Genomic DNA, 15,132 nt, shown 5'->3' with positions numbered 1-15,132 from the left:
ATATCCCCAAGTTTTATGGCATTGGCAACCATCTGTTAACCATTCCAACCCATGATTGGTTCGAAGCAGCCATTCCAATGATTAGAGTTTGAGTCCGTGTCGATGAAAACAAGCGCAGCAGTTGCCGCCCTGTCCCTGTTCGCCTGCGCGCTATTGGCGCTGCCGGCGCAAGCTAAGGATAAAGACGCGGAATTCTTCGAGAATGTCCAAGGCCAGTGGGTTGGCCCCGGAGAAATCGTGGCGGGCAAATATAAGGGTACAAAATTTACCTGCACGCTGGAAGGCTCCACACCAGCCGCCGCAACAGGTATGACGCTGGATGGCAACTGCCGTGTCGGTATTTTTAATCAACCGATGAAGGCAACGATCGCCCGCAGCGGCAATAGCTACAAGGGCACCTTCCTAGACGGTTCGGCTGGCAAGGGTCTCGACATTACCGGCGGCAATGTCTCAGGCAATCGCGTTGTTCTTGCAATCAACCGCAGACAGCTCAGCGGTGCCATGCAGGCGAAATTCAACAATGATAACAGCATGAATGTAACGATTTCCGTTCATCTGGAAGACCAGTTGATTCCTGTTGTCGGCATGTCCTTGAAGCGCGTTGATACAACTGCCGTGGGCAGCGTTGCTAAGAACTGATTGCACAATAGTCTACAGCCACAACGCTACTGCAGTCCGCCCTCTTCCTCATGGCGAGCTTGTCGAACCACGCACCTTTCTGTTCTGCTATTGAACGGACCACCAGCCCGCATCATCGCGGGCTTTTGTCATTCCGGTACTATCTGCCAGCGCCGCCCAATACAAAACGCTCATTCCCTCAATCTTCAGATCGGGGGCGATATCACCAAGCGGCACGAGCACGAATGCGCGTTCCGTCATGCGCGGATGCGGCAGGATAAGGCTTGAGCTTTCAAAGCGATCTATCCCCTCATAGGCCAGCACATCAATATCGATAATGCGCGGGCCCCAGCGCTCCAGCCGCTCGCGTTTCATTACCAGTTCAATATTGAGACAGACCGCCAGCAGGGATTCCGGTTCGAGCTCAGTCGCAAGCTCCGCGCAGGCATTGTAGAAAGAAGGCTGATCGCGCTTGCCCCATGGCGGCGTATTATAGACCGGCGACACGATGTTGACCGAGGTATCAGCCCGGCTATCCAGCGCGCGCAGAGCCTGCCCCATGGCCACGATCGGATCGCCAAGATTGCCGCCAAGACCCAGCCAGGCTTTACGCAAGATAGTCATGGGCGCTTGCCGCGATTATCCAGCATTGCATCGGCGAGGTTGAGCGTGCTGCGACTCATGGCGATGTCATGCACACGGAAAATATCGGCTCCGGCAAGCCGCAAAATAGCCGATGATGCAGCTGTCACCACGTCTCTTTCATTGGCTTCACCACCGGAAACAGCGCCGAGAAAACGCTTGCGCGACGTGCCCGCAAGGAATGGGTAGCCGAAGGCGGCAAGTTCTGAAAAGCGATCCATCAACGCAATATTCTCATCCGTATCCTTGGCGAAACCAAATCCGGGATCAAGCACGATCTGGCTATCCGATACGCCGGCAAGCCGTGCGATTTCCAGCGACCGATTGAGAAAGGCAAACTGATCGGCGATCACGTCCGGATCGCGTTCACGCTCGCGGCCCGTATGCATGATGACAAGCCCCGCGCCAGTGCGCGCAGCAAGATCAGCAATGGCGGGCTCCCGCTGTACCCCCCATACATCATTGACGATATGGGCTCCAGCCTCCACGGCAAGCCGCGCCGTTTCCTCGCGATATGTGTCAACCGAGATAATTATATCGTCCTGCTTCGCCAAAGCGTCGATGACCGGTAAAATTCGCGATTGCTCTACCGAAGGTTCAACCCGCGCCGCGCCTGGCCGTGTGGATTCGCCGCCCACATCAATGATCGATGCCCCATCTTCGATCATCTTGCGCGCGCCCTGCAAAGCTTGATCCAGCGAATAATGGACACCGGCATCGGAAAACGAATCGGGCGTCACATTGAGCACGCCCATAATCAATGCGCGTGGCCCCAAGGTCAAAGACCGGCCATGTGCCAGTTGCCATTCTCGATCCATTCCTACGCTCCCATTGATTATTCGCTGTCTGGTTTTTTATCACATTGCGCGGAACGTCAATTCATCTGCAAGGTTTTTGACGATACTGTTTGAATGATGCACACTGGCCAAAGAAAAGGAAAAGCTGAATGCATATTTTGGCCAGATTAGCCGCTAGCTCGATTGCGGTCGCTATTGCCTCCAGTTTCGTTGCTCCCGCCAACGCCGCAACCGTTCTGCGAAAATACCAGTATTTCACATTGAATGCGGATAATGCAGCCGAACTCGACAAGGAGTTGAGCCGCAGGGGACCAGTATTGGCGAAGACCGGTACACGGCATCCCGGCATGACGCGGATGCGCTTTGACAGCAAGGTGAAGTTTGGCTCCAATGGCAAGAACTGTCAGGTCGTCAATGCGGATATCACCGTGCGCGCAACTGTTTACCTGCCCCGCTGGAAACAGCGCCGCAGCGCAAAGCGGGATCTCGCGCTTGTGTGGGACACGCTTTCGGCGGATATCAAGCGGCATGAGGAAAGCCATATCGTCATTGCGCGCACCGCAGCTGGCAATATGGAGCGTCAGGTCAAAGCCCTACCCTGGCGTAGCGATTGTATGAAGTTGAAAGCCGATATTGACGCGCTGACGGCAAAACTGCTCAAGAAACATGATGCAGATCAGGTGCGTTTCGACCGCATTGAAACAGTCAATTTCGAGACACGCTTCGAGCGCCTGTTGACTTACCGCATGGTGAAGGAACTGTCTAAGCCTTGAGAAGGTAGTGCGCCACCATCAATAAAGTACAAACATCTCCGTCATCCTCGGGCTTGAACCGGGGATTTATCAGTCAATTTGTTGTGTAGCGCAACTCCGGGTCCTCGGGTCAAGCCCGAGGATGACGGAGAGTTTTGTGTTCAATAGTAAACTACCCCCTCAGTTCACCCCAAGTTTTTTCTGCAAACTGGTTGATGAGGTTGTGTATTGAAACACAACGCGCTCGCCGGGATTGACGATGCGCTTTGCCGCCTGGGTCATCAATGCAGCTTCGTGGAAGCCCGACAGGATCAGCTTGAGCTTGCCCGGATACCAGTTGATGTCGCCAATGGCGAAAATGCCGGGTTCTGATGTTTCAAAAGTCTCGACATTCACCGAAATAAGATTTTCATGCAGGTTCAGGCCCCAATCGGCAATCGGACCCAGTTTCATGGTCAGGCCGAAGAATGGCAGAAGGCGCGTCACAGGAATCTCGACCTCGCCTTCTGCCGCCTTGATGACAGCGTGGGTCAGTTCGCCATTATCGCCTTTGAGGCCAGACACTTGTCCCAGCTCAAAACGAACGCTGCCGCTTTCCACCAGTTCAAACATTTTCTTGACGCTATCGGGCGCAGCGCGGAATTCTGCGCGCCGGTGCACCACGGTCAGGCTACGGGCAATCGGCTGCAAGTTGAGCGCCCAATCCAGCGCACTGTCACCGCCCCCCACAATAAGAACATCCTGATCGCGGAATTCTTCCATGCGGCGCACGGAATAAAACACGCTCTTGCCTTCATAGGCCTCGATACCGGGAACCGGCGGGCGCTTGGGCTGGAAAGATCCGCCACCGGCTGCAATAACGACCACCTTGGCTTCGAACACTTCAGCATCATCCGTCTCGACGCGGAATGTTCCATCTTCGAGACGTTCAAGTCCCGTCACCATGCGATTGAAATGGAATTGGGGTGAAAACGGCTTGATCTGCTCCATCAGCTTTTCAGTCAGCTCATTGCCGCTGATGATGGGCCATGCCGGAATATCGTAGATCGGCTTTTCCGGATAAAGCTCTGCACACTGGCCGCCGGGGCGATCAAGAATATCGATGAGATGGCATTTCAGATCGTAAAGGCCAAGTTCAAACACCGCAAACAGGCCGACGGGCCCTGCGCCAATGATGACAACATCGGTTTTGATAATCTCGCTCATCGCAAATTCCTCATGCCGGACGGTCTGCATGCCGTGCAGATAGAAAAAGGGTAATGGCTGGCGTGTTCAAGACACACGGGCTGCCATGCGCGTAACGATTGCTTGTCCCAAGGTCAAGACAATGCCGCCGCTCAAGCTATGAAAAGCCGTTCTGCGGTTTGATTCTAATGGGTCAATGAGAAAATATCAGCCTGTGAGCTGCAATTATCGTCCTATGAGTGGCAATTCTATTGTGCGTGGTTCGACAGGGCTCACCATGCGGAAGGTGAGTTGGCTGCAGGCAGGTCACCGTGCCCGGCGCCATCTATTGCAAATACACCAACATTACTCATCCTGAGCTTGTCGAAGGGCGCACGACAGAACTGCAATAAATATCAGGACTGACGTTCCGGAACGTGCACCACAAGGCCATCCAGTTCATCAGAAACGTGGATCTGGCAGGAAAGCCTTGAATTGGGACGCACATCATAGGCGAAATCGAGCATGTCTTCTTCCATGGCCTCGGGTTCGCCAGTCGCAGCCTTCCATTCTTCATCCACATAGACATGACAGGTGGCGCAAGCGCAGGCGCCGCCACATTCCGCATCAATACCCGGAACAGCAAAGCGAATGGCACTTTCCATAACGGTAGAGCCGTTTTCGGCGTCCGCCTCGATGCGTTCGCCACCATGAGTGACAAAGGTGATTTTCGCCATGAATTAAGGCCCCAGTGATCAAGTTACCGCTGACATAGGGCTTTAAAGGCGTAAGTCAATTGTACTCCCTGACGCAGCGCAAACTTCAGCGTGTTATTGCCGCTATATAATCGCGCGCATCATCAATGGCAGGGCGAAGGTCCCTGACCAGTTTCGAATCGGCTGGAGCCTGCTCGACCGCCTCTGCCAGTTCAGCCACGCGAAATGCGCCAATTGCATTGGCCGAACCCTTGAGCGAGCGGGCAAGCCGGACGCGATCATCAGGATTTGCGTGGATAAGTCTGTCCACGATGCCGCAGGTCTGACGGGAAAACAGGTTGAGGATTTCGGTTTCGAGAGCGCGGTTGCCGAATGTTTCACGGGTAAGGTGAACAAGATCAATCGGGCGCTTTCGCGCTGGCTTCGATCGCTCGCCACCTGGCGAAGCAAATGCCATCGATGCCTGTTGGGCCATTGGATATTCTCCTGAACGCTTTTACATTTGAACTCACGAGCCTAAGCTGATGACGCTGATTCAAGGTTAAAACGGGGCGGAAATCGTGCTTAAATGGTGCCTTATGGTGAATGCCGGGTAAATTTTTGCCTACAATTGAAATTTTATGAGAGGCCCAAAAATTAACCTTGTGTTTAAACTTTTAAGCATTTCCTGAATCCATTGTTTCTTTCCAAACCATGTGCCAGTACATTAAAGTAGCGGCGTAAAGAGTATGGCGCGGTTGGCCCCACATGTGGCCACCGCCCAATATTGTGAGGAAAACATGGCCACAGCCCCGAAAAGCAAGGCTTTCAAAGCCGAAGACGAGCTCGGTGAAGCCCTTGAAAAGGCTCTAGAAATCGATTTCGACGAGTCAACGCTCGGGATGGATATGGATCTGTCTCCACTTGACGATGATCTCTTGTCCCTGAACGATCTCGAAGCCCAGATTTCACAGGCAGCGCAGGAGCTTGCCGCCGAGAAATTTGAGACACCTGCCGCGGCCGAACCTGTAAAATTGCCCGAACCTGAGGTAACAACGCCGCCTGTTGCCGCCATTCCATTGCCTGCGCCAAAGCCGCAGATCAAGGCTGCCAATCCCATTCCCGCAGCTCCACCCGCGCCACCAAAGGCTCCGGCTGTTCCATCGCAGCCCTCCTTCCGGCCAGCGAATGACGACCTGCTTCAAGCCGCCAAGACCACGCACTCCACCAGTTCCGTTGCGCAGCCGAAATCCTATAGCCTGATTACAGGGATCATCAGTGTTCTTTGGGCCGGCAGTGTCTTGGCACTTGGCAATGCTCTTTACGGTCCATCGCTCTGGTCGATCCGGTCCTTCTCTGATTTTGCCGCAGCGCCTTACGCAATTGGCCTAGCGGTAGCGATCATCGTTCCAATCATGCTTTTCTGGGCATTCGCGATCATGATCCGTCGTGGCCAGGAAATGCAGTATGCTGCGCGTTCCATGGCGGAAGCAGCAATGCGCCTGTCCGAACCGGAAATGCTCTCATCCGACCGCGTTGCTTCGCTGGGTCAGGCTGTGCGCCGCGAAGTTGCGGCCATGAGCGAAGGTGTCGAGCGCACGCTGGCGCGCGCCGTTGAACTGGAAACCTTGGTCCAGACCGAAGTGAACCAGCTTGAACGCGTCTACACCGACAATGAATACCGCATCCGTACCCTCGTTGACCGTCTCGGCGGTGAACGCGAATCGGTAATCGGCCACGCAGAACGCGTGCGCGCTTCTATTTCCAGTGCCCATGAGCAGTTGAAAGACGAGCTTTCACTGGCAGGCGATTCCTTGCGCGAACACCTTTCCAGCGCGTCCACCAATCTTAGCATGTCGATAAACCAGTCTGGTGAGTCGCTCATTGAACGACTGACACAGAGCGGACAGGTAATTTCCGAGCAGATCGTTTCCCGTTCGGACGACATATCAAACAAGATCAGCACTTCCGGCGAAGCCTTTGCAAATCTTCTGGAAATGCGCATTGCAGCTCTGTCCGAACAGACAGATTCTGTAACAATGAAACTGGCTGATACGCTCGACGGCCGCACCAACAGCATGTTGTCGCTGCTGGGCAATGCCACGCAGACGCTGGTTGGCGAATTCGACACACGTCTCGCCGGGCTCGATACAACAATCAACGAACGCGGACGCTCACTGCTTGCAGAGTTCGAAACACGCGCCCATTCGCTGGATGCCAGCACCGAGCGTCTCAATTCGGCCCTCGAAGCCCGTGCGCGCCAGATCAACGAACAGTTGATCGAACGCACTCGCGACATCGCCAAGACCTTTACCGATGGCCGCGCTTCGATTGACGGCATTGTCGATGAGACAAAAGCAAAGATCGGCAATGATCTGTCGACGCTTTCCGAGCAGGTAGGCAGCCTTCTTTCCACCAATGCGGCGGCTCTTTCCGACCGCCTTGTGGAAAGCCGTGAAGCGCTCGCTGCCAAACTTGCTGAAGAACGCGATGCCCTCGCCGCGACATTGATTCAGGAAACCGACCGCGCTGCCATCGTTATTCGCGATCAGGCAGGACAGATCGGCGATCACACCTCAAACCTTAAATCCATCCTAGAAAGCAGCACTGCAGCTATTGGTCAGATCATCGAAGGTCATGGCTCGACCCTCGAAGAGCGTACTGCTGGTCTGCGTGCATCGCTTGTGGATAATGACGCCCGCATCGGTGCCACGCTCGAACAACATGCCAAGGCAATTGAAAACCGTACTGCCGGCATTCATACGCTGCTTGAAGACAATGAAGCCCGTATTGGTGCAACACTCGAACAGCACGCTAAAGCAATCGAAGATCGCACAGCCGGCATGCACGCTGCCTTTGCGGACACTGATACACGCATTCGCGACACGCTGGACGAACATGCTCGCAACATCGATCTGCGTAGCGCCAATATTGAAACAGCGATACACGCCACCGACACACGCATTGGCCAGACACTTGATGCCCATGCCAAGATCATCGATGAGCGCACCATTGGAATGCGTGCGGCATTTGTTGAAACACATGCCAAGATTGCGCAGACGCTTGATCAGCACAATCGAAGCCTTGACGAGCGCAACCAGGAAATCCAGCTGGCTCTTTCCGGCAGCGATGCCAAACTTGGCGAAACGCTTGCTGCTCATACGCAGGCTATTGATGCACGCAACGCCGAAATTCAGGCCACGCTGCTTAATAGCGGCACACGTATCGACGGCACATTGAGCGGCTTTATCGACAGTGTGGATGACCGTACAGGTCGCATCGAGTCGGCTTTGACCAGCAGTGACGCGCGTATCAGCGATGTTCTGGCCTCGCATGCCAGCGCCATTGAAGAGCGTACGGCCGGTATCGGTCAGGCCCTGATCGAAAGCGACTCGCGCATCAGTAATATCCTTTCCTCGCATGCAAGTTCCATCGACGAGCGGACAGCGGGAATCGAGCAGGCGCTCAGCAATAGCGATCAGCGTATCGGCCAGACTTTGGCTTCGCACGCTTCTTCGCTGGATGAGCGTACAGCCGGTATTCAGGCAGCGCTTGAAAATACCCATGCCCGCATCGGCGAGACACTGGCACAGCATGCTAGCGATATTGAAGAGCGCACAGCAGGCATCCGTTCTGTGCTCGACAGCAGCAATATGCAGATCGGCGACACGCTGGCTTCCCATATCGGAACGCTGGACGAGCGCGCTGCCGCTATTCGCGCAGCCTTGGCCGAAAGCGATACCCGCGTCGGCGAAACGCTCAACGATCATGCGACCATTCTCGACCAGCGCATTGCAGCCATTCGCGCAGCGATGGAACAGGGCAATGCTGCTCTGGGTCAGACGCTGGACGACAAGGCAGGTGCTATTGGCGACCGTACGGTAGCCTTGCAGGCGGTCCTGCAAGACAGCGCAGACGTGCTTGCCAAGGCCTTCGAAAACCATGGCGGTACAATCGACGAACGCACCACAACCATGCAGAATGCACTGGCCATTGGTGTCGATAATGTTCGCAAATCGCTCGAACAGAGTGCTTCGGTTGTCGCCCGCACGCTGCGTGAGAAAATCACAGAAGCTGCTTCTACCCTTACCGGTGAAGCACAGAAGGCCGGCGAAGCTCTTGACGGCCATGGCGAGGCATTCAGCCAGCGCATGAATGAAAGCCTGGCGGAAACCGAAAAACGGCTTGGTCAGCGCGCAACGGAGGCCGCCGCCAATCTCGAGGCTTTGGAGGCCCGCTTCTCGGCAGCCACCAATACGACCGCATCGAAGCTTGCGGAAAGCACCCGCGAATTGAACGAGGTTCTCTCGGCCCGTTCGCAGGAAATCATCAGCATTCTCGACAATACGGCTCAGCCGCTGGTCGAAAGCCTTGCCGATAATGGCCGTACGCTCGCCTCGCAGCTCGTTGAAGCAACCACATCCGCAACTGAACGCCTGCGGGTTGAAAATGCGGCTCTGATCAATGCTATTGCCAGCCGTACCGCAGAGACAATCACTGCTGTTCAGGCGGCCAAGGCTGGTCTGACCGATGATGTGAGCAACCTTATCGACCGCCTCTCCTCTTCAAATGCGAAGCTTGGGGAACTCATCGATATGGCGACCAAGAACCTTGGCGACATTGACGGACGCCTGCTCGACACGACGACGGCCTTTGCGGAGAACGCCACGAAGGCTGCTGAATCCTTCGAGACCTCAACCCGTCTGATTGATGGCAATCTCGGCAAACTGTCACAATTGTCCAACAGCACGCTGACCGACATTGCTTCCATCGCCCAGCGGTTTGACGAGCACGGCAACATGCTCAACAAGGCATCGGAACTGATCAACGCATCGCAAACCAACCTCGCCTCGACTTTTGACGAGCGCCAGGAAGCTTTGCAGGCATTGGCATCAGGTCTCATCGCCAAGTCGGAAACAATCGAGAAGACAATGCGTTCGTTCGAATCGCTTGTTTCCTCGGCATTCGACCGCGCCGAAGGCCGTGCAAACCAGACAACCGAACAGATCCGCAATTCCATCTCCGAAGTTGTGGAACAGGCATCGCAGAAGTTTGCCAACGCGACCGATGAAATCCGTCGTTCTTCCGCAGCGATCCGTACGGAACTCGAACAGACCCGTTCCGAATTGCAACGCGGTGTGATGGATATGCCTGAAGAAGCCAAGCAATCCACGGCACAGATGCGCAAGGCTGTTTCCGAACAGATCAACGCATTGAAGGAACTCTCGGAAATCGTTCAGAAATCCGGGCGTCTTACTGACGTTGGCGAAGCACGGGCACAGCGCGCAGCGCCAGCCCGCGCAACAGCCGCAGTGGCAGCACAGCCACAACGGACCGAAGCGGTCGCTCCGGCACCGCGTCCTGCGGCGGCACCGACAGCATCAGCACCGGCTGCGCCTGCAATGCGCGGCACACTCGACACACGTGGCAATGCTGAACCGGCTCGTCCTGCCGGTAATGGCTGGGTGTCCGATCTCCTGCGCCGTGCTTCGACCGATGAAGCCGAGGCAGCGCCAAAGGCACCGGCAGGCCGCTCACCCGGTCAGGTTGTCGAGTCGCTCAATTCGCTATCGATTGACATCACCCGCGCCATCGACCACGAGGCTTCCGTTGAACTCTGGCAGCGTTACCGGGCTGGTGAGCGCAATGTCTTCACCCGCCGTCTCTACACGCTCAAGGGCCAGCAGACTTTTGACGAGATCAAGCGCAAATATCAGTCGGACAGCGAGTTCAAGCGTGCTGTTGATCGTTACATGGATGACTTTGAGCGCTTGCTTGAAGATGTCACACGCAATGACCGCGACAATACGACTACACAGGCCTATCTGACCTCCGACACAGGCAAGGTTTACACCATGCTTGCCCATGCGAGTAATCGCCTGCGTTAAGAGCCAATTGGTATGAAAACAAAAACGCGGTCTTCGGACCGCGTTTTTTGTTAGTATGCGTGGTTGATTGCTGAGATCAACTTAGTCTCGCATTCCGGTAGCTGCCTGGTTCGACGAGGCTCACTAGAAGGTGGTTGATTGCAGATTATTTGCCAAACTTGCAGGATATAACGCCCTGCAAATAGCAATCTTCCTCATGGTGAGCCTCGTCGAACCACGGACAAGTCAAATGCAGCTAATCTGGATGATACAACACTCAAGCCCCTTCCAGCTCTGACACCTTCCCGAACATATCCCTGTAGGCTGTGGGCGTGGTGGCCAATTGCTGGCGGAAGTGATGCCGCAGCGTAGCGGCAGTGCCAAAACCCGTGTGCAAGGCAATCGTCTCAATAGAAAGCGTAGAGTTTTCCAAAAGATCGCGTGCTTTACCCAACCGCTCGGATAATAGCCATTTGGCAGGCGTCGTGCCAGTTGCAGCTTCAAAGCGGCGCAGGAAGGTACGTGTACTCATACCCGCAGCTTTAGAGAGGCTGGCAATCGAAAAATCCTTATGAATATTGTTCCGCATCGTTTCCAGCAGCGGAGAAAGCCTCACTCCCTCATGGGCTGTGGGGACTGCCTGCTCGACAAATTGAGCCTGCCCGCCATCACGGTGGGGAGCCACAACAAGGCGCCGCGCAACCTTATTGGCGGCCTCGGTACCAAAATCGCGGCGAATAAGGTGCAGGCAAAGGTCAATGCCCGCCGCACTGCCAGCTGAGGTCAGAATATTGCCTTCGTCCACATAAAGCACATTCGGCGCAAACTCGATGTCCGGATAACGCTCGGTCAACAGATCGGCGTAGCGCCAATGGGTCGTTGCGCGCCGTCCCGATAAAAGGCCAGCGGCGGCAAGCACAAAGACGCCCGAGCAGATTGAAAGAATGCGCGCGCCCTTGGCATGGGCCTTTTGCAGAGCCTGTACCAACGGCTCCGGGACAGAATGTTCAACGCCGCGCCAGCCCGGCATGATAATCGTTCCAGCCTGCTCGAACAGGTCAAGACCGCCATCGGCAAGCACGCGCACGCCGCCTGTGGCGCGTAGCTCGCCCATTTCAATGCTGGCGACAGCAAATTTATACCAGTCATCGCCCATTTCCGGCCTTGGTAGCCCGAACATCTCGACCACGACACCAAATTCAAAGGTGCAAAGACCGTCATAAGCAACGGCGACCACAAGCGGATTATCAAGACGGGGCGGATTTGAGGCGTTTGACATGATATTGACGATATATGGCATTCTTGCCAACTACCAGCAATTTATCACCTGTTTTACTTCTTGCTCATCCAACACGAGGAGAGACAGAATGAGCTACGTAACCGAGATTGCCCCGGCCCCAGCCGATCAGGTCATTGATCATTTTTCCAGGCGTCTATCGCTGGAAACCGACTGCGCCGACGTGGCACAGGCGCTGAAGGATGGACCCGACTTCACCCTTTTGCATGTTGTAGGAACAAGCGCTGCCTATGAGCGTCGCCATATTCCCACTGCAATCCACCTGAATCACCGAGATATTTCAGCCGAACGCATGGCTGAATGGCCTCTGGATACGATTTTTGTCGTCTATTGCGCCGGACCCCATTGCAATGGGGCAGACCAGGCTGCGCTTAAGCTGGCGCGTCTTGGGCGGCCTGTGAAAATCATGATCGGTGGAATAACCGGTTGGGCCGACGAAGAATTGCCGTTTGCAACTGGACCGGAAGCTGGCAGCTTTAAGCAAGCAGCTTGATCACTCATCTGATCGAGTTGCTGAAACTGGCATCCGGTTCACTGCGTGGTTCGACGGGGCTCACCATGAGGAAGGTTCATGGGTTGCATGAACAAGATCACCGACATTAAAGGCTAGCTTTGCAGATCACTAATCTTCCTCATGGTGAGCCCCGTCGAATCACGCATTGAATGGAATGCCAAATAGCCGGTATTGAGCTTACGCTCTAAATAACCGAAAGGGTCCAGGTGACGATATCGCTGGTGGCAGTGTCGAAGGCGCTATCAAGCGCGGCAATATAGGATGCGTTGCCTGCGCCCCTTACGGGCGATGTCGAACGGAAGACCTTTGTCGCACGCACGGTGCCATTCTTGTCATTCAGTATCTTTACGGCAATCTCAACAACGGCCGTTTCACTGCCGGAAGCATCAATGTTGAAAGTGCGAATATTGCTGATCACCTGATAATCGATGGCAAGGCCATCGCCCGGGCGACCAACACCGCCAAGCCGTCCAGTGCTTTCAAATGCCTGTGCGAGGCGAGACTGCACAATATTGGGCAGACGATCCGCCCACTGCGCACCTTTCAAAAAGGAAATTGAATTGGGACCGGAACGAACAACGACATTTTCACCGTCGAGCGCTTTCAATGCGGACGGGGCAGCGATCAATATCTGACGGCCCTGCTTCCTTGACGAGGTGACTTCCGGCGATGGGCTGGAAAGATCAAATGTATCGAGCTTCTTGGAACTGGCACAGGCCGACAAGGACAAGGCGATAACCAACGCTGCAATTACTGTCTTCGATTTCACCACTTAACCAATCCCACGCGTAACAGTTCATTAACTTTCATGCGATGCGAATCCATCAAAGTCAACGGCGCGTCCGTCCGTCATATTCAGGAACATTGCCGCTACCGCCGAAAATCACCCGCTGCGGGTTTTTCTCAAGATCTGTAATAGCGCGCTCGATGCGTTGAACCGACTGCCGGCTCTCATTGACAAGAGACTGCACGTCACGCAATCCCTGCCCTGAAAAGCGGTTGAGATTGTCGGTGATTGGTCCAAGTCTCGCATTCAGATTGTCTGCTACGGAACGATAGGATTGCAGCGTCTGACGGGCTTCGCGTACAACGCTGCCATCCTCGTCGGAAAGCTGTTTGTCCAGTTTGGCCAATACGCCGTCCACACGCGTTGACGCATTATTCAGTTTTTCCATCATCTGCCGTGCTTCAGCCACGACAGCCTGAACATCTTCAGCACTGCGGCTGAACTTTTCGATGACATCGGAATTCTTTGCAAGCGCATCGGTAAACTGCTTGGTATTGTTGACCGTATCGACCAAAGGCCCCTTCACTTCCGTGATAAAGCTCTCAATCGATCCCACCGCGCCATCGACGCGTTCAAGGATGGTTTGGGCCTTTTGCAGAAGGTTATTCACGACAGACGGATCGGCATCAATGCGGGCAATGGAGTCTTCCTTTGCCGCTTCCACAAGCAGCATCGGTTCATATAGCTTTCCGCCCTTCAACTCGATAAAGGCCTGGCCGGTCAGACCAGCAAAGCCCAGCGTGGCTTGGGTGGAACGCGTAATAGGTGTTGTTGCATCGACTTCCGCCTGCGCAATCACAGCATCAGGATTATTGTCGTCAATTTTCAAGCGCCGGATTGTACCAACCTTGATACCGTTGAACAGCACCTGACTGCCGTCAGCCAAACCTGTTACCGAGCCGAGAATACGGATTTCCAAAGTTGCAGTCTCGGTTTTGTCACCATAACGCGCAATCCAGTAAACAAATCCGAAGGCCAGCATGCAGACAGCAAGCGTGAAAATACCGACCAGAACATAATTGGCTTTTGTTTCCATGAATTACTCTGCTCGACCCTGTTGTTCCGCTAGTGGTCTGATAAAATTCACTCCACTAGCCTGTTCTGCGGTGGTACATTTGGCGTTGGCGCAGCTTCACTACGCGGCGAACGCCGCCTGTTATCGCCATTGGATACAATTTGACGAGCACGCTTTCCACGGAAATATTCTTTCACCCACGGATCGTCAAACGCCAACATATCCTCAATGGTTCCTTCGATCAGAACCTTCTTATTGCCCAATACAGCGATTCGGTCACATACAGCGAACAGACTGTCGAGGTCATGGGTGACCATGTAGACGGTAAGCCCCATCGTATCGCGCAGATCCGCAATCAATTCGTCGAAGTCAGCGGCACCAATAGGATCAAGACCTGATGTCGGCTCGTCAAGGAAGACGATTTCGGGATCAAGCGACAAGGCGCGGGCCAAGGCCGCACGCTTGATCATTCCGCCTGAAAGCTCCGATGGAAACTTGTCTGCGGTATCGGGCTTGAGTCCCACGAGTTCGATCTTGAGCCGAGCTAGCTCGTCCATAAGCTTTTGAGGAATATCGAGATACTCACGCATCGGCACCTGAATGTTTTCAAGCACGGTCAAGGACGAAAACAGCGCCCCATGCTGGAAAAGAACCCCCATACGCATATCGACAGCGAGTTTGTCCTGCTCGCTCGCCTCGTCAATATCGTGACCGAAAATGCTGATCTTGCCCTTTTGCTTCTGGTTGAGGCCCAGAATCGTCCGCATGAGAACAGACTTACCCGTTCCTGACGCTCCGACGAAACCAAGGATTTCGCCGCGATAAACATCAAGATCAAGATTGTTGAGCACCGTCGAACGACCGAAGGAGACACTGACATCTTTCACAGAAAGGATGACGTCGTCAGCCTTTGTGTGCGTGCTCTGGTTGCTTTCTTTCGGATTCATGCGCCTCGATCTACTTTAAGCAGGCTTCTACCTGGGG

Annotated in this window: 13 protein-coding genes; 4 read left to right on the top strand and 9 right to left on the bottom strand. The window is 54.6% G+C overall.

The genetic code is table 11. From position 1 onward, the window contains the following. The first annotated feature begins 102 nt into the window (after nt 1-102). On the top strand, nt 103-639 hold the full coding sequence (locus ACTJI9_RS03400) for a hypothetical protein (protein ID WP_115052770.1): 537 nt from the start codon (nt 103-105) through the stop codon (nt 637-639). 87 nt (nt 640-726) lie between these two features. Here ACTJI9_RS03400 and folK read toward each other — a convergent pair whose 3' ends face one another. Together folK and folP are read right to left on the bottom strand one after the other, a co-directional pair. After that, the gene (gene folK / locus ACTJI9_RS03395) at nt 727-1,242 is read right to left on the bottom strand and encodes a 2-amino-4-hydroxy-6-hydroxymethyldihydropteridine diphosphokinase (RefSeq protein ID WP_440805985.1); all 516 of its coding nucleotides are present in this window, start codon (nt 1,240-1,242) and stop codon (nt 727-729) included. Beyond that, on the bottom strand, nt 1,239-2,078 hold the full coding sequence (gene folP, locus ACTJI9_RS03390) for a dihydropteroate synthase (protein WP_440805982.1): 840 nt from the start codon (nt 2,076-2,078) through the stop codon (nt 1,239-1,241). The genes folK and folP overlap by 4 nt, the downstream gene beginning before the upstream one ends. A gap of 128 nt (nt 2,079-2,206) precedes the next feature. Between folP and ACTJI9_RS03385 the strand changes: the two genes are divergently transcribed. After that, complete coding sequence (locus tag ACTJI9_RS03385) at nt 2,207-2,830, top strand: DUF922 domain-containing Zn-dependent protease (protein WP_440805980.1); 624 nt, start codon at nt 2,207-2,209, stop codon at nt 2,828-2,830. A 159-nt stretch (nt 2,831-2,989) separates the two neighbouring features. On the opposite strand, the gene ACTJI9_RS03380 is transcribed toward ACTJI9_RS03385, so the two are convergent. The 3 genes from ACTJI9_RS03380 to ACTJI9_RS03370 form a co-directional block, all read right to left on the bottom strand. Further along, complete coding sequence (locus ACTJI9_RS03380; protein WP_307285670.1) at nt 2,990-4,015, bottom strand: NAD(P)/FAD-dependent oxidoreductase; 1,026 nt, start codon at nt 4,013-4,015, stop codon at nt 2,990-2,992. A 374-nt stretch (nt 4,016-4,389) separates the two neighbouring features. Beyond that, complete coding sequence (locus ACTJI9_RS03375; protein ID WP_115052766.1) at nt 4,390-4,710, bottom strand: 2Fe-2S iron-sulfur cluster-binding protein; 321 nt, start codon at nt 4,708-4,710, stop codon at nt 4,390-4,392. A gap of 85 nt (nt 4,711-4,795) precedes the next feature. Continuing rightward, complete coding sequence (locus ACTJI9_RS03370; RefSeq protein ID WP_115052765.1) at nt 4,796-5,164, bottom strand: Hpt domain-containing protein; 369 nt, start codon at nt 5,162-5,164, stop codon at nt 4,796-4,798. 304 nt (nt 5,165-5,468) lie between these two features. Here ACTJI9_RS03370 and ACTJI9_RS03365 point away from each other — a divergent pair, with 304 nt between their 5' ends. Further along, the gene (locus tag ACTJI9_RS03365) at nt 5,469-10,556 is read left to right on the top strand and encodes a kinesin (RefSeq protein ID WP_440805976.1); all 5,088 of its coding nucleotides are present in this window, start codon (nt 5,469-5,471) and stop codon (nt 10,554-10,556) included. Between the two features lie 256 nt (nt 10,557-10,812). On the opposite strand, the gene ftrA is transcribed toward ACTJI9_RS03365, so the two are convergent. Continuing rightward, nucleotides 10,813-11,835 carry a transcriptional regulator FtrA gene (gene ftrA, locus ACTJI9_RS03360; RefSeq protein ID WP_337354629.1) on the bottom strand — a complete coding sequence of 341 codons (1,023 nt, stop codon included), beginning with the start codon at nt 11,833-11,835 and terminating at the stop codon, nt 10,813-10,815. Nucleotides 11,836-11,902: 67 nt separating this feature from the next. Here ftrA and ACTJI9_RS03355 point away from each other — a divergent pair, with 67 nt between their 5' ends. Then, nucleotides 11,903-12,325, top strand: coding sequence for a rhodanese-like domain-containing protein (locus tag ACTJI9_RS03355; protein ID WP_354343926.1), 423 nt, complete (start codon nt 11,903-11,905; stop codon nt 12,323-12,325). A gap of 205 nt (nt 12,326-12,530) precedes the next feature. On the opposite strand, the gene ACTJI9_RS03350 is transcribed toward ACTJI9_RS03355, so the two are convergent. From ACTJI9_RS03350 to ACTJI9_RS03340, 3 genes are all read right to left on the bottom strand, one after another. Then, nucleotides 12,531-13,115, bottom strand: a complete 585-nt coding sequence (locus ACTJI9_RS03350) for an ABC-type transport auxiliary lipoprotein family protein (RefSeq protein WP_370878830.1) — start codon at nt 13,113-13,115, stop codon at nt 12,531-12,533. 61 nt (nt 13,116-13,176) lie between these two features. Beyond that, entirely contained in the window at nt 13,177-14,169 is a 993-nt protein-coding gene (locus ACTJI9_RS03345; protein WP_115052760.1) for an MlaD family protein, read from the bottom strand. Between the two features lie 47 nt (nt 14,170-14,216). Beyond that, nucleotides 14,217-15,095 (bottom strand): ABC transporter ATP-binding protein, encoded by an 879-nt coding sequence (locus tag ACTJI9_RS03340; RefSeq protein WP_307285695.1) that lies wholly within the window; start codon nt 15,093-15,095, stop codon nt 14,217-14,219. Between the last annotated feature and the right edge of the window lie 37 nt (nt 15,096-15,132).

This window comes from Phyllobacterium sp. 22552 (assembly GCF_052044585.1).
GTDB classification, from domain to species: Bacteria; Pseudomonadota; Alphaproteobacteria; order Rhizobiales; family Rhizobiaceae; genus Phyllobacterium; species Phyllobacterium ifriqiyense.
Note: the sequence above shows the minus strand (reverse complement) of the source record. Positions and strands in the feature narration are given on the sequence as shown.

Excerpts from the sequence above, each read along its gene's own strand:
- ACTJI9_RS03380 (WP_307285670.1), bottom strand. The coding sequence starts at position 4,015 with ATGAGCGAGATTATCAAAACCGATGTTGTCATCATTGGCGCAGGGCCC.
- ACTJI9_RS03355 (WP_354343926.1), top strand. The coding sequence starts at position 11,903 with ATGAGCTACGTAACCGAGATTGCCCCGGCCCCAGCCGATCAGGTCATT.
- ACTJI9_RS03340 (WP_307285695.1), bottom strand. The coding sequence starts at position 15,095 with ATGAATCCGAAAGAAAGCAACCAGAGCACGCACACAAAGGCTGACGAC.
- folK (WP_440805985.1), bottom strand. The coding sequence starts at position 1,242 with ATGACTATCTTGCGTAAAGCCTGGCTGGGTCTTGGCGGCAATCTTGGC.
- ACTJI9_RS03400 (WP_115052770.1), top strand. The coding sequence starts at position 103 with ATGAAAACAAGCGCAGCAGTTGCCGCCCTGTCCCTGTTCGCCTGCGCG.
- ACTJI9_RS03375 (WP_115052766.1), bottom strand. The coding sequence starts at position 4,710 with ATGGCGAAAATCACCTTTGTCACTCATGGTGGCGAACGCATCGAGGCG.
- ftrA (WP_337354629.1), bottom strand. The coding sequence starts at position 11,835 with ATGCCATATATCGTCAATATCATGTCAAACGCCTCAAATCCGCCCCGT.
- ACTJI9_RS03385 (WP_440805980.1), top strand. The coding sequence starts at position 2,207 with ATGCATATTTTGGCCAGATTAGCCGCTAGCTCGATTGCGGTCGCTATT.
- ACTJI9_RS03370 (WP_115052765.1), bottom strand. The coding sequence starts at position 5,164 with ATGGCCCAACAGGCATCGATGGCATTTGCTTCGCCAGGTGGCGAGCGA.
- ACTJI9_RS03345 (WP_115052760.1), bottom strand. The coding sequence starts at position 14,169 with ATGGAAACAAAAGCCAATTATGTTCTGGTCGGTATTTTCACGCTTGCT.
- folP (WP_440805982.1), bottom strand. The coding sequence starts at position 2,078 with ATGGATCGAGAATGGCAACTGGCACATGGCCGGTCTTTGACCTTGGGG.
- ACTJI9_RS03365 (WP_440805976.1), top strand. The coding sequence starts at position 5,469 with ATGGCCACAGCCCCGAAAAGCAAGGCTTTCAAAGCCGAAGACGAGCTC.